Origin of the sequence: Cystobacter fuscus (genome assembly GCF_002305875.1) — a bacterium.
Taxonomy (GTDB): domain Bacteria; phylum Myxococcota; class Myxococcia; order Myxococcales; family Myxococcaceae; genus Cystobacter; species Cystobacter fuscus_A.
Map to the genome: position 1 here is coordinate 1829619 of NZ_CP022098.1, position 20081 is coordinate 1849699.

At 66.3% G+C, this 20081-nt stretch carries 19 protein-coding genes and 1 pseudogene; 14 read left to right on the forward strand and 6 right to left on the reverse strand.

The annotated features are described in order from the left end of the window. Positions 1-56: 56 nt before the first annotated feature. Together CYFUS_RS07645 and CYFUS_RS07650 are read left to right on the forward strand one after the other, a co-directional pair. Positions 57-674, forward strand: coding sequence for a TetR/AcrR family transcriptional regulator (locus CYFUS_RS07645; RefSeq protein WP_095984640.1), 618 nt, complete (start codon positions 57-59; stop codon positions 672-674). Between the two features lie 91 nt (positions 675-765). After that, complete coding sequence (locus CYFUS_RS07650) at positions 766-1557, forward strand: SDR family NAD(P)-dependent oxidoreductase (protein WP_095984641.1); 792 nt, start codon at positions 766-768, stop codon at positions 1555-1557. Here CYFUS_RS07650 and CYFUS_RS07655 read toward each other — a convergent pair. Then, positions 1526-2185 (reverse strand): TetR/AcrR family transcriptional regulator, encoded by a 660-nt coding sequence (locus CYFUS_RS07655; protein WP_095984642.1) that lies wholly within the window; start codon positions 2183-2185, stop codon positions 1526-1528. The genes CYFUS_RS07650 and CYFUS_RS07655 overlap by 32 nt on opposite strands. Positions 2186-2330: 145 nt before the next feature. Between CYFUS_RS07655 and CYFUS_RS07660 the strand changes: the two genes are divergently transcribed. The 3 genes from CYFUS_RS07660 to CYFUS_RS07670 all read left to right on the forward strand — a co-directional run bounded on the left by CYFUS_RS07660 (position 2331) and on the right by CYFUS_RS07670 (position 5015). Next, positions 2331-3182 carry an alpha/beta fold hydrolase gene (locus CYFUS_RS07660; RefSeq protein ID WP_095984643.1) on the forward strand — a complete coding sequence of 284 codons (852 nt, stop codon included), beginning with the start codon at positions 2331-2333 and terminating at the stop codon, positions 3180-3182. A 138-nt stretch (positions 3183-3320) separates the two neighbouring features. Further along, on the forward strand, positions 3321-4556 hold the full coding sequence (locus CYFUS_RS07665) for an esterase/lipase family protein (protein WP_095984644.1): 1236 nt from the start codon (positions 3321-3323) through the stop codon (positions 4554-4556). A gap of 27 nt (positions 4557-4583) precedes the next feature. After that, positions 4584-5015: a DUF2809 domain-containing protein gene (locus tag CYFUS_RS07670; RefSeq protein WP_198316494.1), complete on the forward strand. Its 432-nt coding sequence runs from the start codon at positions 4584-4586 to the stop codon at positions 5013-5015. A 497-nt stretch (positions 5016-5512) separates the two neighbouring features. Here CYFUS_RS07670 and CYFUS_RS52420 read toward each other — a convergent pair whose 3' ends face one another. The 4 genes and pseudogenes from CYFUS_RS52420 to CYFUS_RS07680 all read right to left on the reverse strand — a co-directional run. After that, positions 5513-6280: an RHS repeat-associated core domain-containing protein gene (locus CYFUS_RS52420; RefSeq protein WP_232537425.1), complete on the reverse strand. Its 768-nt coding sequence runs from the start codon at positions 6278-6280 to the stop codon at positions 5513-5515. Then, complete coding sequence (locus tag CYFUS_RS07675) at positions 6246-9386, reverse strand: RHS repeat domain-containing protein (protein ID WP_232537426.1); 3141 nt, start codon at positions 9384-9386, stop codon at positions 6246-6248. Before CYFUS_RS07675 ends, CYFUS_RS52420 begins: the two co-directional genes overlap by 35 nt. A gap of 419 nt (positions 9387-9805) precedes the next feature. After that, complete coding sequence (locus CYFUS_RS52425) at positions 9806-10603, reverse strand: MopE-related protein (RefSeq protein WP_232537427.1); 798 nt, start codon at positions 10601-10603, stop codon at positions 9806-9808. A gap of 639 nt (positions 10604-11242) precedes the next feature. Beyond that, positions 11243-11796, reverse strand: a pseudogene (locus CYFUS_RS07680) (ISAzo13 family transposase); the annotation flags it as partial. A gap of 88 nt (positions 11797-11884) precedes the next feature. Between CYFUS_RS07680 and CYFUS_RS07685 the strand changes: the two are divergent. The 9 genes from CYFUS_RS07685 (at position 11885) to CYFUS_RS07725 (ending at position 19613) form a co-directional block, all read left to right on the forward strand. Continuing rightward, positions 11885-12367 (forward strand): SMI1/KNR4 family protein, encoded by a 483-nt coding sequence (locus CYFUS_RS07685; protein WP_095984645.1) that lies wholly within the window; start codon positions 11885-11887, stop codon positions 12365-12367. A gap of 160 nt (positions 12368-12527) precedes the next feature. Then, positions 12528-13031, forward strand: coding sequence for an SUF system Fe-S cluster assembly regulator (locus CYFUS_RS07690; RefSeq protein WP_095984646.1), 504 nt, complete (start codon positions 12528-12530; stop codon positions 13029-13031). Then, entirely contained in the window at positions 13028-14464 is a 1437-nt protein-coding gene (gene sufB, locus CYFUS_RS07695; protein ID WP_095984647.1) for a Fe-S cluster assembly protein SufB, read from the forward strand. The genes CYFUS_RS07690 and sufB overlap by 4 nt, the downstream gene beginning before the upstream one ends. Beyond that, complete coding sequence (gene sufC / locus CYFUS_RS07700; protein WP_095984648.1) at positions 14461-15243, forward strand: Fe-S cluster assembly ATPase SufC; 783 nt, start codon at positions 14461-14463, stop codon at positions 15241-15243. The genes sufB and sufC overlap by 4 nt, the downstream gene beginning before the upstream one ends. Further along, the gene (gene sufD, locus CYFUS_RS07705; RefSeq protein ID WP_095984649.1) at positions 15240-16565 is read left to right on the forward strand and encodes a Fe-S cluster assembly protein SufD; all 1326 of its coding nucleotides are present in this window, start codon (positions 15240-15242) and stop codon (positions 16563-16565) included. Before sufC ends, sufD begins: the two co-directional genes overlap by 4 nt. Continuing rightward, the gene (locus CYFUS_RS07710) at positions 16562-17791 is read left to right on the forward strand and encodes a cysteine desulfurase (protein WP_095984650.1); all 1230 of its coding nucleotides are present in this window, start codon (positions 16562-16564) and stop codon (positions 17789-17791) included. The genes sufD and CYFUS_RS07710 overlap by 4 nt, the downstream gene beginning before the upstream one ends. Further along, positions 17788-18240: a Fe-S cluster assembly sulfur transfer protein SufU gene (gene sufU, locus CYFUS_RS07715; RefSeq protein ID WP_095984651.1), complete on the forward strand. Its 453-nt coding sequence runs from the start codon at positions 17788-17790 to the stop codon at positions 18238-18240. Before CYFUS_RS07710 ends, sufU begins: the two co-directional genes overlap by 4 nt. Positions 18241-18249: 9 nt before the next feature. Next, a complete protein-coding gene (gene sufT / locus CYFUS_RS07720; protein WP_095984652.1) occupies positions 18250-18804 on the forward strand; it encodes a putative Fe-S cluster assembly protein SufT in 555 nt (184 codons plus the stop codon). A 17-nt stretch (positions 18805-18821) separates the two neighbouring features. Continuing rightward, a complete protein-coding gene (locus CYFUS_RS07725; protein WP_095984653.1) occupies positions 18822-19613 on the forward strand; it encodes a crotonase/enoyl-CoA hydratase family protein in 792 nt (263 codons plus the stop codon). Here CYFUS_RS07725 and CYFUS_RS07730 read toward each other — a convergent pair. Next, positions 19599-20075 carry a GNAT family N-acetyltransferase gene (locus tag CYFUS_RS07730; protein ID WP_095984654.1) on the reverse strand — a complete coding sequence of 159 codons (477 nt, stop codon included), beginning with the start codon at positions 20073-20075 and terminating at the stop codon, positions 19599-19601. The two genes, CYFUS_RS07725 and CYFUS_RS07730, sit on opposite strands and share 15 nt — an antisense overlap. Positions 20076-20081 lie beyond the last annotated feature (6 nt).

Sequence of the window (20081 nt, forward strand, 5' to 3'; positions counted from 1 at the left end):
CACTCCTCGTTGACGGGGCGGGGGAGGGGCCTTATAACGGAGTGAACGCTCACTCCATGGTCACTTCCCGCTCACATCGCCGCTCCGCGCAGGACGCCTCGTCGGCCCCCAAGGTGCCGGAGAAGGAGGAGGCCATCCTCGAGGCCATGCAGGCGCTGGTGGCCGAGCACGGGTTCCACGGGACCTCGACGGACATGATTGCCTCGCGAGCGGGCGTGGGCGCCGGCACCATCTACCGCTACTTCGCCACCAAGGACGAGCTCGTCCTGCGCGTCTATGACCGCATCAAGACGCTAGGGGCCTCGTTGGTCTTCCAGGGGGATGCGCCGGGCCAGCCCCTGCGCGAGCGGTTGCACCGCGCGTGGCGCAACACCGCGCGCTCGCAGCTCGCCAACCGCGACGCCTGCTTCTTCCTCGCGCAGTTCTACAACTCGCCCTACGTCAAACAGATACCTCCCGAGACGCTCGATCGCTTCGCCCGGCGCATGGAGGAACTGCTCGCGGAGGCCATTCGCGCCCAGGTGGTGCGCGACATGCCCCCGGCCGTGTTCAATGCCCTCTTCTTCGAGCCGCTCATGAGCCTGGTGCGCAGGCACCACCTCGGTCAGGTGGTGCTCGATGACACCCTCCTCGAGCGCGTCCTCGAGGGCTGCTGGAACGCCATCCGGCTGTAGCCGTCTCTTTTTTTGTCCTTCTTCGGAGTGAGCGCTCACTCCGGAGGCGTCGCGGTCCAACGTGGTCCAAGTCCAACCTGGAGGAAGTCCCATGTCGATGAACGCTGAAACCCACCCTGCCTCGCGCGGCCTGCTCGCCAACAAGATCGCCTTCATCACCGGCGCGGGACGGGGCATCGGAGCTGCCTCCGCGCACCTCTTCGCCCGCGAGGGGGCGTCCGTGATGCTGGCGTCCCGGACCGAGTCGGAGCTGCGCTCGGTGGTCGAGGAGATCCGCGCCGCGGGCGGCACCGCCGACTACGTGGTGGCCGACCTGAGCGACGCCGCCAGCATCCAGAAGGCCGTGCGGGCCGTGGTGGAGCGCTACGGCCGCCTCGACATCGCGTTCAACAACGCGGGCATCGCCACCCCGCCGGGGCCGCTGGTCGACGTGGACGAGCGCCACTTCGATCAGCTCACCGCCGTCAACTACAAGGGCGTCTGGCTGGCCATGCGTGAGGAGATCAAGGCGATCCGCGCCACCTCGCGCACCGGCGCCATCCTCAACAACAGCAGCGTCGGCAGCTTCGCGGGCAACCCCACCCTGGGAGCGTACGGCGCGGCCAAGCGGGCCATCAACAGCCTCACCGAGACCGCGGCCATCGAGTACGGGGCCGAGGGCATCCGGGTCAACGCCATCGCGCCCGGCACCACGATGACCGAGATGATCCAGCGCTGGGTCGACGCGGAGCCCAACATCCTCCAGACGCTCAAGGTCCGCACGCCGCTGGGCCGCGCCGCCCAGCCCCACGAGATCGCCGAGGCGGCCGCGTGGCTGCTCAGTGATCGCGCCTCCTACGTCACCGGGGTGGTCATGCGCGTGGACGGCGGGATGCGCGCGTAGGCGCCGCCGGCTTCGCGGTGGCCGCGTGGAACAGGTCGACCAGCTCGCGCGAGGACTCCTCGAGGTCGACCTTGTCGCCATACGTGATGCGCTGCACCAGCACGCCGTCGATCGCGGACCGGACCGCCACGGCCATGTGGCGGGGAGAGAACCGCCGGAACTCTCCCTCGGCCTGGCCCTGGCGGAAGATGTTCTGCAGGAACTCGAGGCCCGGTTCGTAGGAGCGGGCGTCGAGGACGGGCTTGCCCTGCGGGGTGCGCAGGCCGTTCCAGATCTCCAGCAGTGCGATGGAGTGCGGGCCGTGGGTCCCGATGAACGCGATGCTGCCCTCGATGTAGATGCGCAGCTTGTCACTTGCCCGTGGCTGCTGTTCGACCCGCGGCAGCACCGCCTTCGCCGCCAGAGTGATCACCTCGGCGTAGACCTGCGCGATGAGCTCCTCCTTGCCCGCGAAGTGGTAGGAGATGACGCCCTTGCTGATGCCCGCGCGCTCCGCGATCAGGGCGAGCGAGGCCTGCGCATAGCCATGGGTGGAGATGATGTCGATCGCGCACTGGACGATCTGCGCGCGGCGAGCCTCCTCGAGGAATGAGCTCCGAGGGCCTTTCGAGCGGGTTCCCGATGTCACGGTTGGATGCTGTCACGGCCTCCCGGGTGCATCAAGCCACACGCCTGGTGGGAGCCCGTGCATTTGACCTGATTTGACCGGCTGGCTAAAAATCAGGCCAGTGGGTCAGTTCTTGGGCCGGGTGTTCAAATCTGGGAGACGCTGCATGTTGAAATCAGTCGTGGTCACCGTCGTGATGGCTTGCGTGGCACTCACGGGCTGCGAGAGCCCCACGGCCCCGGACGTCCCGGTGGAACCCGTCGACGGGTGGTTCACCGCCAGCGATGGGGTGAAGCTGCACTACCTGGAGTATGTGGGGCAGGGCACGCCCGTCGTGCTCCTGCACGGCTACATGGGGACGGCGAGCGGGGCGTGGGTGGCTCCGGGCTTCGCACCGGCCCTGGCGGAGCGTCACCGGGTCATCCTGCTCGACCAGCGGGGACATGGTGAGAGTGACAAGCCACATGAGCCCTCGGCATACGGAGAGCGCATGGCCACCGACGTCATCGAGCTCATGGACCATCTGGAGATCGGCCGGGCCCACATCGGCGGCTACTCCATGGGAGGCTCGATGACGCGCGTGCTGATGGCCAGGATTCCGGAGCGATTCATCACGGCCGTCATCGGAGGTGCGGGCGTGGAGGAGACCGACGAGGCGCTCAAGGCCGCCGCCGAGGCGCTCGATCCGAAGGGAACGGATCCCGATGAGGCGTGGATCCTGGAGGAGTTCGCCCGTGCGCAGGAGGGCCAGCCCAAGCCCGACATGGTCGCGGTCGAGGCCGTGGCCGCGGCCTGGACCACCTGGTGGCCCCAGCCGATCGACCTGACCCGGATCGACTTCCCCGTGTTGGCCGTGAACGGAGAGTTCGACAATCCCTACTCGAGGACCACGCGCATGACGCGCGAGCTGAAGCAGTTCGAGAACGTCATCCTTCCGCGACGCTCGCACCTCACGGCCATCGTCGACCCGCTGCACCTCCAGCGCCTCGTGACGTTCATCGATAGCCACGATTCGTAAGGGGAGCGGGCCTGGGGGGAGGTGATGGACGCCGAACGTTGCCCCCGGGGGCGATTGCCGGGCGTCCGTCCTTCCTCTTGACTGGGGGCGCTGGCGCGCATCCCCATGCCGGGGAGCGGCTGCGGGAGGTGGTCCCCGATGAGCCTTCATCTCGTGCTCGTACCCGGCTTCGGTGGGTTCGATGCCCTCGGTACCCTGCGCTACTACGAAGGTGTCACCCGTGTGCTGGAAGAGACACCGCTCGTCCTGCACTACTTTCCCAACCTGCCCACCGCCAGCGTGCGCACCCGCGCCGAGCAGATGCTCGCCTTCCTCGACGAGCGCTGGCGGCGCAAGGAGATCCGCTCGGGAGATGAAATCCACCTGGTGGGCCACTCCACCGGCGGGCTGGATCTGCGCCAGCTCCTGTGGCGCTACCGGGAGTTGGAGGAGTCCAAGGACCTGCGCCGCGCGGACTCCGCCCTGGAGGTGCTCAGCCACATCCGCTCCGTGCAGTTCCTCTCCACGCCCCAGCGTGGCACGAACCTGGTGCGCCGGATGAACCAGCCGCTGGTGCGCTCCCTGCTCATCCGCCCCCTCTTGCGCACCTTCTTCGAGAGCGCGCGGGCCCTGCGCGAGCGGGGTACCTCGGTGAGCGGCCGGCTCTTGCGCCGCGTCCTGCGGCGCGGCAAGCGCGTGGAGTCGGACAACTGGATCGACGCGTTGCTCGACACACTGGAGGGCTGCTACTCGCGCGAGGGGGCATACTCGAGCGCGCTGGCCCGCGCCTCGTACTTCGAGCTGCTGCGCTGGCTGCTGCACATGGCCAGTGACTCCTCGGCCCTGAGCGATCTGAGCCCCGTGCACCTCGGCGACGCTCCGCTCAGCCCCGCGCACGTGGACGATCCCGAGAGCGAGCGGCGCTTCCTCGTCGAGCACGGCATCCGTTACGCCTCCATCGTCACCGTGGCGCGGCCCAGGTCGGAGCACTGGTTCGACCTCTTCAACCAGCTCTACGCGCTCACGGCCGAGTCACCCGTCGCTCGGCTGGGTCCGCCACGGGCCGTGCAGAAGCTGTTGGACCCCCGGACCACGCAGATGCTCTCGTTGAGCGACAACGATGGGCTCGTCAACACCGTGTCCCAGGTCTGGCCGGACGCGGCGTCGTGCTACCTCGTCGACGCGGACCACGCGGACGTCATCGGGCACTACCAGGAGGAGAGCGCCGGGGACACGCACGGCGCCCTCAAGCGCTACGATCTGCTCAACTCCGCCTCGGGCTTCGACGCGGCGACCTTCCACGAGGTATGGACGCGGATCGCCTCGTTCGCCCAGGGGCGGTCCTACGCCGGATCGGGCCGCGCGTCGCGCCGTTCGTCCGCGGCACCGGGATAGCCTCCGCGCCGGTGTACACTGCGGCGCATGCCGGACCCTTCCCCGCACGGCTCCTCCTCACGCTCACGCGCGATGTTGGTGCCGTGCCTGTTGCTCCTCGTCATGTTGGGACTGGGCTCGCGCTCCGCGGTGGCCCGTCAGGTGTTGCCGGGCTTCGTCACCGAGTACGCGGGCGACACGCTGTGGGCCACCCTCGTCTACGTGGGGATTCTGCTGCTCTGGCCCCGGCTCTCCGTGGGGCGGGCCGCGGCGGGCGCGCTGGGCTTCTCCGTGGTGATTGAACTCAGCCAGCTCTTCCATCCCCCCTGGCTCGATGCGCTCCGCGCCAACCCCTTCGTCGCCCTGGTGCTGGGGCGCGGGTTCCTCGTGTCGGATCTCTTCTGCTACGCGGTGGGCGTGGCGCTCGGGGTGGGGATTGATATGGGGTTGTTGTCTCGGAGTTCCCGGGCGCGGCCGTGATGCCGCTGGAAGCGGGGAGCTCGCTTCCAGGCGGAACCGTGTCCTATTCGCAGTAATCGATGACGGCCTGTGCGTAGTTGCTCGTCCTGCCCCACGAGCCGTAGATGTCGCGGTTACGTGCCCCGGTCGTCTACCGCGTGCAGCCCGTGAATGATCAGGTCGACAGTACCGTGATACCCCCGGAGCCTGCTCCAGTTCAACATCCTCTCAGAAAGGGCTTGGCTTCTATTTGAGCGATGATCGACTGCAATCACAGAGAATACGCACATTCGGCGTCACCTCCGTGAACTGGCCACAAGCAGCAAAGTTCGACCCCTCGATTGTTGAGACAATCCGGCCGAGCACGAACACCTCGCTCGCGACACGCATCGAGCATCCCTTCTCACTCACCTGTGAGACTTGAATTCCGTGGTGAGTTCTGCCTTCGAATATTGGAACCAAGAATCGACCCAAAAGAACACCAACAATCAAAACGAGCGGGAGCATGAGGCGCCTCATCAAAAAGCTCCCTTACACGCGGCCTCGATATCAACCGCTGCGCATCCGGCGGTCGGGGGATCGAGCATGCCGGGCAGTGTGTTGCGGTCGCGCAACCCCTTACCATTGTTGACGATTGCACACGCGTGCGAAGCCTCATGGATCAAGGTCGACGCCAGTGCGGGAATATACGCCGAATCATTGCACATCCTCTCATTCATGCTGTAGCTCCGCTCGCCCGTGACAAAGTGGATCGACTCACGCGCCCTTTTCCCGTCGTAGCCTGACGGATCGTTTGTTCGTGTCGGTTTTAGTTCTCCCAAATCTTGGAAGAGCGCTTCAGGACCCGTTCCGGTCGCGAGGATCGCGCAAATGTCGCATCCTCCATTGCACTTAGCGAGTGCCTCCTGACACTTACAGTTTTTGTCACCGCTGGTGCCAGCACATCCCGCCCATTTTTGAGCAAGCCACTCAGCGGCCTTCCAATTGGAACACTTGGTTGGGTCATCAACCGTGTAGTTGCCTGTTGGATCGGTCCAGTTGATCGGGTTTGATTTGGCGTAGCCATACGTCGGCGACCTAACCATTAATGAGTCCACCACCGCCATCGGTTCTGGCTGCAGGTACCGACCGATGCTTGGGTCGTAGTAGCGGTTCCAGTTCTCGAAGAGGTCCGTCTCGACGTCGTGGTACTGGCCGGGGAAGCGCAGCGGCGTCCAGAAGGGTTGGGCTCCCGTCTGGTAACGCTGGTACTCATAGCCATCCAACACCACGCCCTGGGACGTCATGTTCTCCGGCCCACCGGGCCAAACCAACCTCACGCTCGCACGCCCCGTGGAAGGGGTCACCCAGCCCGACCAGGTCCGCCCTCGGCCCGCTCCCGACACGGACGCCAACACCGTTCCCAGGTCCGCATCCACCACCTCCACCTGTCCCGCCGTCAGGTCCACCTGGTGGAACATCGCTCGCATCCTCACGGATGTTGCATGGTTCGCCAGCGGCGAGGACCCCGTGGGCTGTTCCCATCGCCATGGTGCCCGAGGACACGCGCAGGCCGCGCAACCGCCCCGTCAAATCCGAGTTCGTCGCGGAGGGGAAGCTGGTGGAGCAACCCGCGGGCGGCACCGAGCCGTCATCCCCCAGGCCGTACTCCACCGTCATGGAGCCACTCGCTCCGGGCTGGTTCAACGTGTAGCCCCGCAGCCCGCCGTACGGCTCCCAGGAGACGTTGCTCAGCAGCCGCCGCGTCGTCCACGCCGTCCCGTCGTACAGCGTCACGTCCACCGCGCTCACCCGGTTGGTGTTGCCTCCCGTCCCGTACACATACGTCACCGTCCGCCCGTTTGGGTACGTCACCGACTGGAGGTTGCCGTTGGGCGTGTAGATGTAGCGGGTGTGCGGGTTCGCGTTGGCCTCGGCACCACACGTGGTAGCCCCCGCTCTCACGCGAATCTCCCCCAGCACGTTGCCCCACAAGTCATACGAGAACCAGGTGGTGCCGAAAGAGTCCTCGCGGTAGCGAAGCCGGCCCTTGCTGTATTCCACCGCCGGGCAACTCGAAGGAGGCATTACCTGGTCATCGTAGCCCAGACGATAGAGCAGCTCGCTCTCCGCGGCATGCACCCGCTGGACGGAGACCAGGCGCGAGAGCATGTCGTAGGTGGAGAATACATACTCGCCGGCCTGACGCATGGCCGCCGTCTCCTTCACCACCTGGTTGCCCTGGGGGTTATAGGCATAGCGCACCGGGCCATCGGCGTGCGGCAGGGACACCTCCACCACCTGGCCAAAATCGTCATACGTGTACACGGACGCGGGGTGAACGCAGGTGGCGAACGTGTCCGTGGACTGACAGCCCACCTTCACTCCGGACACGTTGCCCTGCACGTCATAGGTGAAGAGCGTGCGCTGGGAGACGCCGTCCTCCGGATACTCGTCCACCTGCACCAGTCGGTTGGCCCGGTCATAGGCCAGCGAGGAGCACAGCTGCGACAGCGGCGTGCCGTTCTCCGGTGCTCCCATTCCCGTCTTCACCCCACCACACCACGCGGGCGGGCTGTTGAAGGCGTGCCCCACTCCCGTCAGGTTGTCCGCGCCATCGAAGGACTTCGCCGCCGTGAAGCTCCCCGCGCCTTCTCCCCACTGGCTCCACGTCGGCCGCTTGTGCGCGTCCGCCGCGTATTTCATCACCCGCCTCGTCTGCGTCCCGGTCCCCGTCTGGCTCAGGAATCGCTCCTCTTTCAGCGTTCCATCGGGCCAGTAGGCGTAGACGGTCTTCTCCGTCCAGCCCGTCCCCTCCGCCCCACGGGCTCGCGCCACCCACTGGAGTTTGTCCGACATCGCACCACTGGTGCAGCGCCCGTCCAGCGAGGAACCCGTGCGGTAGCAGAAGACATCGAAGTCTCCCTCGGGATGGCTGATGTAGCTCAAGTACTTGTCGCTCTGATAGCCGTAGATGGTGATTTTCGACGGAGACCCATTGTAGTCACCTTCTTCCGTCCTCACGAGCCGGTCTTCATTGTAATGGCTCTCGATGGTCCACCCACTGTTGCCGTCGATGATGGTCTCGATGCGGCTTGAATCGGAATTGAAATCGTAAAGGTGCCCCGTCACCGAGCCGAGCGAATTCGGACTCACCGGGCCTCCGGCGGGGTAGACGATCTCCTGGGACAACCGGTTGGCATGCGCGCCAGTGGCGTCCGGCTCGAAATACACGTAGCGCGTCACAGGATAGGGCGCCGTCGTGGGACAATCCGTGGCGGACTCGCTGGCCACCCAGCATGGACCATGAATCTCCCTCACCCGGCCCAATGGATCCTCCTGGTCTCCATTGAAGGTGGTGAGCAAGAAGGTGCCCACGAAACGGCGTTCGGTCGTCCAGGTGCCGTTGCCGCCGCGGACCCGCGTCCAACCGGAGCGAATGAGGGCCTTCGTGCGGTCCGTTCCGGGGGCATAGACGTGAAGCATGCGCTTGCGCTCCGCGATCCCCCCCAGGACACTGGCCTCCTCCTCCACCTGCGGCAGTTGCTGACCGTTGGAGTAGGTATAGGTGTACCGTGTTTCCTCCAGGGCCCCCGTCCCGAGCATGTCCGAGGCACCCCGCTTGACACTGGCGAGTTCCAGTCGTGGAGAGGCTTCGGGGGACAAGGAGTAGCCAAACACCTGCCAGTTGTCCCGCTTGTCCTTGCGCGCGATTTCCTTGCCGGGGTTTCCGGGCGACGAGCAGGTCCACTCCGAGCGGACCGAGCCCGGGCTGCAGGCACCACTCACCGAGCACGCATCCTGGGTCTGGTACATGCGCGGCGCATGCTCCTGGCCATGGTTGGAGAGCGTCGCATAGGTGCTCGACAGGCCGGCGGCCCCCTCATCGCCGTCACCCCGTCCGGCGTAGGAATCCACCGCCTGGCGCACCTGGGGCGTCCGGCCGCAGCAGTTGGAACCCGGTTGGCATGCTCCCGCCGTGGGCTCCCAGGAAAGCGAGGCGTCATGGCCTCCTCCTGTCGCCGAGTCCACACGCCCGTCCGGCCCGTACGTATGCCGCACCAGCAGCACTCCCGCCTCCGAGCGCTGAAACGCTCCCGCCGCGTAGAGATAGCGCTCCAGGCGCGCACGCTTTTCCGCCTGTGCGATACGCCCCGGTCGCTCGATCCCTCCGTGCGTGGTGTAGGCGTACACCACCGAATCCTTCGGTTTGCCCTGGTATGCCAGAGTGCGCACCCGGTCGATGACACAGTCCACGCCCCCCGTGGAACGCGCAAGCGTACGGTAGTCGAAGCGTAGACTCGCTCCGGCGGGGCTCTGCACACTGGAGAGATAGGGGACGCCCGGACTGCTTCCCGGCGCGCCCTGCGCGCAATCGTCCAGCTCGGGCTGGGCATAGCTCAGCTGCGCCAAGTCGATTCCCGCACCGGAGACCACTCGGGACAATAAATAGCGGCGCCTCCCCTCTCGCGGTGCCAGGAAGAGGGATTCGTAGACCAGCAGCGTTCCATTCGACTGGCGCAGCTCATAACCCATGGGCGTCCGCCTCAAGCGCTCTGGACGGGACTGGTTTCCTTCCGCGGGCACGGCCTCACAAGTCGAGCCCGGGCACGGGAGGAAACGCAACAAGCCTCCATCCGGCGTACGGACACTCCAGTGGTACTGGTGTTCCACCACGACACTCAGCCAGTTGTGCCACCATTCCACGGACTCGGGATTGTTGGGGCTCCCGCCAAAGGGCTTGGGCACCCCCACCAGGGGAGCGTCGTATATCCATTCATCGGCCCGAGAGCTGAATGTCCGCTCGAAGGTCAAGGTGGTGAGGCCATCCTCTACACGAAGATCCTCCGCCTGCTCGAAGCTGGAACCCGAGGCGAGATTGACGGGATCGTATCCGTAGAGGCATCGATTGCTTCCCACGGGCCCTCCCCCATCGAGTTCTCCGGGCACGCAGCCTCGTCCACCGCACCATCGCAGTCGTTGTCCTGGCCATCCGCGCAGATTTCCGCGCCACAGGACAAGCCACCGTCACCGCCCGCGTCCGGACTCGTCGCGGCCCCACCGTCCTGCAGGCAGACCGTCCCACCGAATCCGTCTTCATCCGTCTCCCCATCGAGATCATTGTCCTTGCCATCACACACCTCGGACTCCGACACCGGGTACATGCACATCACGACGGGGTCGAAGAATTCATTTCCACTCGCGGTCTCCGTCAGTTGAGCATCCGGATTGACCACACACTGCCCCTGACCAAAAGCACCAGGCTTCACGCAATCCAAGTCGCTGTTGCATTCCCACTGAGGCCCCTTCGCACAGGCATTGAGGCCCAGGTTCCCAAGGAACAGATAGTCTCTTCGAGCCTCGGGAGGCACGTTGCCCGCACCATCGGTGGCATAACGAGTACACCGCGGACTCCCCACGGTTCCGCCGGGGCAACTGCAGTCCCAGGTGATGATGGAAGCACCGACTCCATCGGGATTGGAGCGCAGTTCGTGATAGCCAAAATCATGGGCATGAGCGGAAGTCATGGCCAACAGACAAAATAGCATGACCAGACAAGCAGCAGACGACCAGGATGCACCAGATGACACGATGGGTCTGGTAAAACAAGGAGAATTCTTGTTCGTCATGAATAAACACTCAGGCAATAGAAGATTAATCCGTCTCGAGAACGCACCCATCCCTGATCGACGAATGGCTCGGATAAGGAAGGCTCACGGATCCGAGGTGGCATCAACCTTCGTAGCGGGCGGAACGCACAATCGCCTCTTGTATGCCGGGAATAATTCAGAGCAGCGCCAGTTCGCGGGGCAGTCCTTTTGCTCTTGGCAGGACTGACTGCACACATATCCCTCGTGGCGGTCCGGCTTCACATGAATGCAGATGCCAGACAGGCATGCGCTGGCTCCGTTCTCCCCGCAGTCTTCCCCAAGTTGCTTCGTCGCCCTCTCGGCACGCAGCGGACGTGGTTCCGTCAGCGGCTGCGGTTCCACCTCGACCCGAGACTCGTTCTCTGTTTTTCCGCAGCCTGCCCAGACTCCAGTGACGAGCCCCATTACGACAACAATCCACTTCATGCATGATTCTTTCTTTCCAGGAAAACAGGCTTGTTTCCATTGAGTGACCAGCGATTTTCGACGTCTCTGGCCACTGCTCTCTACCCCACCCTCCACGCAAGCGCTGTGAACTGGGTCACATCCTGAGCGAGAAATCTCGATTGAATCCAGGGCGGGTAACTTTTTTTTGCGCTGGAAATAATGTTGCCAACTTCATTGAATTCGCCACGGCTCCAAAACATAGTTCCAGTCACCATGGAAATCATCGTGTCGTAGCGCCAACTCCTTCATTTCCGCCTTCTTGAACTCGACCCCCGTAGGATATTGCCGTTTGTCCAAGCGAGCCTTGACGCGCAGCCCCTTGGTTGTTCTCGTGCTTCCAATGCGATTGACCACGGTCTCAAAGCTGGTCAGCGGCTTGCCCCTCCAGTTCTGGGTGATGTGACAGAAGAGCTGATGCTCTATCTTGTTCCACTTGCTCGTTCCTGGCGGAAAGTGGCACACATGGATGTGCAACCCCGTCTCGTCAGCGAACCTCTGCAGTTCGATCTTCCAGGCACGTGTGCGATAGTCGTTGCTGCCTCCTGCATCGGCTGTAATGAGCAACTCCGTCGCTGTGGGATAGGCTGGTCGGAGCCCATCGTTTTCCACCACTGACCAACCGATGCGACGGCAAAGGTCGGTGTGTCATGATCGCGCCCGACACTGACCCATGCCTTGTTTCGGCTCATGTCGAAGACGCCGTAGGGGATCGCCTTGCCCAACGCCTCTTGGGTGTTGATGGTCACCAGGAAGCGCAGGCTCCTGGTCATGGGTCGCCGGGGTTCAATACTACTCTCAGCCGGACAACTGACGATGGCCACGCCCATGAGCAGCTTGCTCGAAGAGGTCTCCCGCGAGCATTTCCCGTATCCCCCCGCCACGCCCGAGGAGCTCGAGGACTTCGAGCGGCGGGTGGGCTGGCGGCTGGACCCGGACCTGCGGGCCTTCTACCTGCACTGCAATGGGGCGGAGCTGATCGAGCGGTTGCCCGATTCGCCGTATCAGATCCTGCCTCTGGCGGAGATCACCCGGGCGCGGGTGGCCATCTTCGGAGAGCGAGGCGATGATGACGAGCACGGTCCCGCCTCGCTGTACACCCTGTGTGATGTCCAGGACGGGGACTACGTCCTGGTGGATGTGAGCCGGCAGGAGAACGGCCGCTACCCCCTCATGGACGGCTACCATGAGGCGTGGCCGAACGCGGAGTACTGCGGGCCCGTGGCCAGCTCCTTCGCGGAGTTCCTGGAGGCGGTGATGCGCTCCCGACGCCCCGTGTACTGGCTGGGCGGGAAGTAGGTTCGCGGGTCGGCCACTCGCCTCTTCCCCCCAAGCGGGCGCTTCCTCCCTCGTCCGGGCACGATTTTTAATGCGGACCAGATTGGTCCTGTTTAAAAGCCCCTGACGCGGTGGTGTCCCCCGGGTAGTCCGGGCGCCCCCCTGGTGGGAGAGATTCCGAATGCTCCGGATGAGCAAGATGACCGACTACGGCATCGTGCTGCTGACCGAGCTGGCGCGCGCCTCGGGCGAGACGCGTACGGCGAAGGAACTGGCGGCATGTACCCACGTGCCCCTGCCCTCGGTGAGCAAGGTGCTCAAGGGCCTTCAGGGCTCGGGACTCCTCGTGTCCCACCGGGGCGCGAGCGGTGGCTACGGCCTGTCCCGCCCCGCCCAGGGCATCCTCCTCACGGAGATCATCGCCGCGCTCGAGGGCCCGGTTGCCTTCACCGAGTGCGGCGCCCATGGCACCCCGCACGCCAGCGGTCCGTGCGAGCTGGAGACCGTCTGCCGGGTCCGTGGCCACTGGCGCATCATCAACCGCGCCCTCCAGGACGCGCTCGGGCGGCTGACCCTGGCCGACCTCTGCGCCCCCGTCTCGCGCCTGTCCCCCCTGGCCGAGCATCCCCCTTCGACTCCCGCCCCGATTCCCACCCCGGTCACCCTGCGAGGAACCCCAGCATGAGCACCCAGACCCTGCAGGAACTCACGAAGCGCCCCTACGAGGCCGGCTTCGTCACCGCCATCGAGTCCGAGACCATCCCCCCCGGGCTCAACGAAGACATCATCCGCATCATCTCCGCCAAGAAGAACGAGCCGGAGTTCATGCTCGAGTGGCGGCTGCGCGCCTACCGCCACTGGCTCACCCTCAAGGAGCCCCGCTGGCAGAAGGTGGAGTACGCGCCCATCGACTACCAGGGCATCATCTACTACTCGGCTCCCAAGCAGAAGCCGAAGCTCGACAGCCTGGACCAGGTGGACCCCGAGCTGCTCAAGACCTACGCCAAGCTCGGCATCCCGCTCGAGGAGCAGAAGCGCCTGCAGAACGTGGCGGTGGACGCCGTGTTCGACTCCGTCTCCGTGGCCACCACCTTCAAGGACAAGCTGGCCAAGGCGGGCGTCATCTTCTGCTCCTTCTCCGAGGCCGTGCGCGAGCACCCGGAGCTGGTGAAGAAGTACCTGGGCACCGTGGTGCCGCACTCGGACAACTACTTCGCGGCCCTCAACTCGGCCGTCTTCAGCGACGGCTCGTTCGTCTACATCCCCAAGGGCGTGCGCTGCCCCATGGAGTTATCCACCTACTTCCGCATCAACGCGGAGAACACCGGCCAGTTCGAGCGCACCCTCATCGTCGCCGACGAGGGCTCCACCGTGAGCTACCTCGAGGGCTGCACCGCGCCCCAGCGCGACTCCAACCAGCTCCACGCCGCCGTGGTGGAGCTCGTGGCGCTGGACGGGGCCACCATCAAGTACTCCACGGTGCAGAACTGGTACCCCGGGGACGAGCAGGGCCGCGGCGGCATCTACAACTTCGTCACCAAGCGCGGCATCGCGCACCACCGCGCGAAGATCTCCTGGACGCAGGTGGAGACCGGCTCGGCCATCACCTGGAAGTACCCGAGCGTCATCCTCAAGGGGGATGACTCGGTGGGCGAGTTCTACTCGGTGGCGCTCGCCAACCACCGCCAGCAGGCCGACACGGGCACGAAGATGATCCACCTGGGCCGCAACACGAAGAGCACCATCGTGTCCAAGGGCATCTCCGCGGGCCACGGGCAGAACACCTACCGGGGCCTCGTCAAGGTGCTCAAGAGCGCCGAGGGCGCGCGCAACTACACCCAGTGCGACTCGCTCCTGCTCGGCAGCAAGTGCGGCGCCCACACGCTGCCGTACATCGAGGTGAAGAACGCCTCGGCGCAGGTGGAGCACGAGGCGTCCACGTCGAAGATCGGCGAGGACCAGCTCTTCTACTGCCAGCAGCGGGGCATCTCGAAGGAAGACGCCGTATCGATGATCGTCAATGGCTTCTGCCGGCAGGTCTTCAAGGAGCTGCCCATGGAGTTCGCCGTGGAAGCGCAGAAGCTGCTCAGTGTGAGCCTGGAAGGAAGCGTGGGATGAAGCCGCTGCTCAGCATCAAGGACCTGCACGTGCGCGTGGCGGGTCGCGAGGTCCTCAAGGGTATCAACCTGGAGCTCATGCCCGGGGAGGTCCACGCCATCATGGGCCCCAACGGCTCGGGCAAGAGCACGCTGTCGCAGGTGCTCTCCGGCCGCGAGGCGTACGAAGTGACGAAGGGCGAGGTGCTCTTCGACGGGAAGGATCTGCTCGGGATGCCGCCCGAGGCGCGCGCCCACGCGGGCGTGTTCATGGCCTTCCAGTACCCGGTGGAGATTCCGGGCGTGGGCAACCTGCACTTCCTGCGCACGGCGCTCAACGCCCGGCGGCGCGCCGAGGGCAAGGAGGAGCTGGACGCCATGGACTTCCTCAAGCTCGCGCGCGAGAAGTCCAAGCTCGTGGAGCTGGATCAGGCGTTCATGCAGCGCTCGGTGAACGAGGGCTTCTCCGGCGGCGAGAAGAAGCGCAACGAGATCTTCCAGATGGCGGTGCTGGAGCCGAAGCTGGCGGTGCTCGACGAGACGGACTCGGGCCTGGACATCGACGCGCTGCGGATCGTCTCCGGGGGCATCAACGCGCTGCGCACGCCCGAGCGCAGCATGCTCGTCATCACCCACTACCAGCGGCTGCTCGAGTACGTGGTGCCGGACCGGGTGTCGGTGCTGGCCGGTGGGCTCATCGTGCGCACGGGTGGGCGCGAGCTGGCGCTGGAGCTGGAGAAGAAGGGCTACGCGTGGCTCAACGAAGGCAAGGCCCCGGTGGGCAAGGAGGCCCGGCCGTGACGGACGAGGGGCTGCGCTACTACCTCGATCTGGCCGAGCGCTTCCAGGCGGAGCGCGCCGCGGGGGCTCCCGCGTGGCTGCGCGCGCTGCGGCAGGACGGCATCGAGCAGCTCGCGCGCCAGGGGTTTCCCACCACGCGCAACGAGGACTGGAAGTACACGAACGTGTCCTCCGTGAGCTGCCAGTCCTTCTGCCCCGTGCACACCGTGCACGAGGCGAGCATGGAGGCGGCGGTGGAGCTGCAACGCCTGCCGGGCCCCGGCGCGCGGCTGGTGTTCGTGGACGGCCGCTTCGTGCGCGAGCTGTCCCGGCTGGACGGCCTGCCCGAGGGGCTCCAGGTGCGCAGCCTGCGCGAGGCGCTCGAGGAGGGCGCGCCGCTGGAGGAGCTCGTGGGTCAGCGGGCCCGCGCGGAGTCGAGTGCCTTCACCGCGCTCAACGTGGCGCTGCTGGAGGAGGGCGCGTGGGTGGACGTGGCGCCCGGCACGGTGTGCGCGGATCCCGTGCAGCTGCTCTTCCTCGCGCGCGGCGTGGCCACGCTGTCGCTGGCCAGCCCCCGGGTGGTGGTGCGCGCCGGGGCGAACAGTGAGCTCACGCTCGTGGAGAGCTACGTGGGCGTGTCGCCCGGCGTGTCCTTCACCAACGCGGTGACGGAGGTGGTGCTCGGGGATGGCGCGCGGGTGACGCACCTCAAGCTCCAGGCCGAGTCCGAGGTGGCCTTCCACATCGGCTCGCTGCACGTGGAGCAGGGCCGGGACAGCCGCTTCGCCTCGCATGTGCTCTCGCTGGGTGGCGCGCTCGCGCGCAACGAGGTGCATGCGCTCTTCAAGGACCGGGGCGGTGAGGCCACGCTCAACGGGTTGTACGTGGGCCATGGCACCCAGCACCTGGATCAGTGGACGAACCTGGACCATGCGCAGCCGGACTGCACCAGCCGCGAGCTGTACAAGGGCGTGCTGGACGACAACGCCCGGGGCACCTTCCACGGCAAGGTGATGGTGCGCCCGGATGCGCAGCACACCGACGCGCGGCAGAACAATCGCAACCTCCTCCTGTCGGAGACGGCGTCGGCGGAAGCGAGGCCCCAGTTGGAGATCCTCGCGGATGACGTGAAGTGCGCGCACGGTGCGACGGTGGGCCGGCTGGACGAGCAGGCGCTGTTCTATCTGCGCTCGCGAGGTATTCCCCGGGGCGAGGCGGAGCGGCTCCTGACGCTCGCCTTCGCCACGGAGGTGGTGAGCGCCATTCCCCTGGCGTCGCTGCGCACCCAGGTGGAGGAGCTGCTCACGCAAAAGCTTCCCGGAGTGAAGGAGGGTCGGGCATGAGTGGAGCAACCCTGGACATGGCGCGCATCCGCGCCGACTTCCCCATCCTCCACCAGGAGGTCCGGGGAAGGCCGTTGGTGTACCTCGACAGCGCGGCCACCACGCAGAAGCCCCGGGCCGTCATCGACGCCCTGGTGCACTACTACACGCACGACAACGCCAACGTGCACCGCGGCGTGCATGCGCTCTCCGAGCGTTCCACCCAGGCCTACGAGGGCGCGCGCGAGCGGGTGCGCCGCTTCATCAACGCGCGCGAGACGAAGGAGATCATCTTCGTGCGCGGCTGCACCGAGGCCATCAACCTGGTGGCGCAGACGTATGGCCGCTCCAGGGTGGGCCCGGGCGACGAGGTGCTCATCACCGCCATGGAGCACCACTCGGACATCGTGCCCTGGCAGATGCTCTGCCAGCACGTGGGCGCCACGCTCAAGATGGTGCCGGTGGACGAGCACGGGGAGCTGCGGCTGGACCTGCTCGACACGCTGCTCACCGAGCGCACGCGCCTGCTCGCGGTGACGCACGTGTCCAACGCGCTCGGCACGGTGAATCCCATCAAGGAGATCACCCGGCGGGCGCACGCGCGGGGCGTGCCCGTGCTCGTGGACGGCGCCCAGGCGATGCAGCACTTCCGCGTGGACGTGCAGGACCTGGACTGCGACTTCTACACGCTGTCCGGACACAAGATGTTCGGCCCCACGGGCATCGGCGTGCTGTACGGCAAGGCTCAAGTGCTCGAGACGCTCCCGCCCTGGCAGGGCGGTGGCGACATGATCCTCACCGTCACGTTGGACAAGACCGTCTACAACCGGCTGCCCTACCGCCTGGAGGCGGGGACTCCGGACATCTCGGGCGCGGTGGGGCTGGCGGCGGCGCTGGACTACCTCGACTCGGTGGGGCGGGAGGCCATCGCGGCGCACGACCGGGAGCTGCTGGAGTACGGCACTCAGGCCCTGGAGACCGTGCCGGGGTTGCGGCTCATGGGTCGGGCGCGGGAGCGCTCGGGAGTGCTGTCCTTCCTGATGGAGGACGTGCACGCGCACGACGTGGGCACCATCCTGGACCGCGAGGGCGTGGCCATCCGGGCGGGCCACCACTGCGCGCAGCCCCTGCTGGCGTGCTTCGGCGTGGCGGCCACGGTGCGCGCGTCCCTGGCCCTGTACAACACGCGCGAGGACATCGACGCGCTGGTGCGCGGGCTGCACAAGGTGCGGGAGGTGTTCGCATGAGTTCGGAACTGCAGGACCTCTACCAAGAGGTGGTGCTGGAGCACGGCAAGCGTCCGCGCAACTTCCGCGAGGTGGAAGGCGCGAACCGGCGCGCGGATGGCTACAACCCGCTGTGTGGGGATCAGCTCACCGTGACGCTGCGCATGGACGGCGACGTCATCCGGGACGTGGGGTTCGTGGGGCAGGGGTGTGCCATCTCCCGCGCCTCGGCGTCGTTGATGACGGGCGCGGTGAAGGAGCTGTCCCGGGCGGATGCCGAGCGGCTCTTCGAGCTGGTGCACCGGCTGGTGACGGAGGGCCCCGAGGGCCTGGACCTGGAGGCGCTGGGCAAGCTGGCGGTGCTCTCCGGGGTGAGTGAATTCCCCTCGCGCGTGAAGTGCGCGAGCCTGGCCTGGCATGCGTTGCGCGCGGCGCTCGAGGGCAAGGACGCCTCGGTGTCGACGGAATAGGGAGGACAGATGAGAGGGCTACAGACACCGCTCGCACGCGACTGCGAGGTGACGATGATCCCGAGCGGCGAGCGGGTGGTGGTTCCCGCCGGCACCGAGGTCCGGGTGCTCCAGACGCTCGGCGGCAACGTGACCGTGCAGGGTGATTACGGGCAGCTCATGCGCATCGACGAGAAAGATGTCGAGGTGCTGGGCGAGGACTACCTGAAGCAGAACGCGAAGCCCGCCGAGGAGCAGCCTCAGAGCGGGGAGTTCGACCCGGAGAGCGTCTGGGCGCAGTTGCGCACGGTGTACGATCCGGAGATTCCGGTGAACATCGTGGAGCTGGGGCTCGTGTACGAGTGCAAGAGCACGCCGCTGCCGGAAGGTGGGCACAAGGTCGAGATCCAGATGACGGTGACGGCGCCCGGGTGTGGCATGGGTCCCGTGCTGGTGGACGATGTGCGGCGCAAGGTGGGTGACCTGCCCGGGGTGAAGGAGGCGGACGTGCAGCTCGTGTGGGATCCGCCGTGGGACCAGAGCCGCATGTCCGACGTGGCGCGGCTGGAGCTGGGCTGGATGTAGTTCAGAGCGGGGTGGTCATGAGCGTGCTTGTCGAGAAGAACGGCCCTGTCACCACGGTCATCCTCCACCGGCCCGAGGTGCGCAACGCCGTGGATGGACCCACGGCCGAGGCCCTGGCCGCCGCCTTCCGCGAGTTCGACGCCGACCCGGACGCGAAGGTCGGTGTCCTCTTCGGCGAGGCGGGCACCTTCTGCGCGGGCGCGGACCTGAAGGCGGTGAGTGAGGGACGGCTCAACCCCCTCTCGCCCGAGGGGGATGGTCCCATGGGCCCCTCTCGGATGTTGCTGGACAAGCCCGTGGTGGCGGCGATCTCCGGCCACGCCGTCGCGGGTGGGCTGGAACTGGCCCTGTGGTGCGATCTCCGGGTGGCCGAGGAGGACGCCGTGCTGGGCGTGTTCTGCCGCCGCTGGGGCGTGCCGCTCATCGATGGGGGCACGGTGCGTCTGCCCCGACTCATCGGCCTGTCCCGCGCGATGGATCTCATCCTCACGGGCCGTCCGGTCTCCGCCCAGGAGGCCCTGGGCATGGGGCTCGTCAACCGCGTGGTTCCCCGGGGAGGCGCGCGCGAGGCCGCCGAGCAACTGGCCCGGCAGATCGCCTCCTTCCCCCAGGAGTGCATGAAGGCGGATCGGCGCTCGGCGTATGCCCAGGCGGACCTGTCGCTCCCGGAGGCGCTGCTCCAGGAGTTCCAGGGAGGCCGTCGGGTGGTGGAGTTGGAAGGACTGGCGGGGGCGAAGCACTTCGCCGGAGGCGCCGGCCGCCACGGCCAGTTCGATCAGGCCCGCTCCTACCCGTCAGGGGATGTCTGACAAATCCCGTCCGAGAAACAGGGCGCCTGGGATGGGGTTGAACACATAGGGCTCGATCGGCTTGAACCCCAGCGAGGTATACAGCCCGATTGCCGCGGCCATGTCGGGCAGGGTGTCGAGGCAGATGCGCTGATAGCCGATGGCACGCGCCTCCTCGCAGAGCTGCTCGACGAGGTGTCGCCCGAGTTGCTCGCCGCGCGCGGCGGGCCGGACATACAAGCGCTTCATCTCGCACGTCTCCACGCTGAGCGGCCGCAGCGCCACACACCCCAGGGCCCGTGCTTCCCGCCGAGCGATCAGCAGCCGCCCGCGCGGTGGTGCGTACTTGCCCGGCAGGTCCGCCAGCTCGGACTCGAAGTCCTGAAAGCCCAGGTCGATGCCCAGGCTTTCGGCGTACTCGCGAAACAGCTCCCGCACGAGCGGCAGGTCGGATGGGAATCGCGCGGGTTCAATGGCAAGCATGGCCGG

What these genes read in the sequence shown, in the direction of transcription:
- CYFUS_RS07645 (WP_095984640.1), top strand. Translation starts at nt 57, where the DNA reads ATGGTCACTTCCCGCTCACATCGCCGCTCCGCGCAGGACGCCTCGTCG.
- CYFUS_RS07650 (WP_095984641.1), top strand. Translation starts at nt 766, where the DNA reads ATGTCGATGAACGCTGAAACCCACCCTGCCTCGCGCGGCCTGCTCGCC.
- CYFUS_RS07660 (WP_095984643.1), top strand. Translation starts at nt 2,331, where the DNA reads ATGTTGAAATCAGTCGTGGTCACCGTCGTGATGGCTTGCGTGGCACTC.
- CYFUS_RS07665 (WP_095984644.1), top strand. Translation starts at nt 3,321, where the DNA reads ATGAGCCTTCATCTCGTGCTCGTACCCGGCTTCGGTGGGTTCGATGCC.
- CYFUS_RS07670 (WP_198316494.1), top strand. Translation starts at nt 4,584, where the DNA reads ATGCCGGACCCTTCCCCGCACGGCTCCTCCTCACGCTCACGCGCGATG.
- CYFUS_RS52420 (WP_232537425.1), bottom strand. Translation starts at nt 6,280, where the DNA reads ATGACGTCCCAGGGCGTGGTGTTGGATGGCTATGAGTACCAGCGTTAC.
- CYFUS_RS52425 (WP_232537427.1), bottom strand. Translation starts at nt 10,603, where the DNA reads ATGACGAACAAGAATTCTCCTTGTTTTACCAGACCCATCGTGTCATCT.
- CYFUS_RS07685 (WP_095984645.1), top strand. Translation starts at nt 11,885, where the DNA reads ATGGCCACGCCCATGAGCAGCTTGCTCGAAGAGGTCTCCCGCGAGCAT.
- CYFUS_RS07690 (WP_095984646.1), top strand. Translation starts at nt 12,528, where the DNA reads ATGCTCCGGATGAGCAAGATGACCGACTACGGCATCGTGCTGCTGACC.
- sufB (WP_095984647.1), top strand. Translation starts at nt 13,028, where the DNA reads ATGAGCACCCAGACCCTGCAGGAACTCACGAAGCGCCCCTACGAGGCC.
- sufC (WP_095984648.1), top strand. Translation starts at nt 14,461, where the DNA reads ATGAAGCCGCTGCTCAGCATCAAGGACCTGCACGTGCGCGTGGCGGGT.
- CYFUS_RS07710 (WP_095984650.1), top strand. Translation starts at nt 16,562, where the DNA reads ATGAGTGGAGCAACCCTGGACATGGCGCGCATCCGCGCCGACTTCCCC.
- sufU (WP_095984651.1), top strand. Translation starts at nt 17,788, where the DNA reads ATGAGTTCGGAACTGCAGGACCTCTACCAAGAGGTGGTGCTGGAGCAC.
- sufT (WP_095984652.1), top strand. Translation starts at nt 18,250, where the DNA reads ATGAGAGGGCTACAGACACCGCTCGCACGCGACTGCGAGGTGACGATG.
- CYFUS_RS07725 (WP_095984653.1), top strand. Translation starts at nt 18,822, where the DNA reads ATGAGCGTGCTTGTCGAGAAGAACGGCCCTGTCACCACGGTCATCCTC.
- CYFUS_RS07730 (WP_095984654.1), bottom strand. Translation starts at nt 20,075, where the DNA reads ATGCTTGCCATTGAACCCGCGCGATTCCCATCCGACCTGCCGCTCGTG.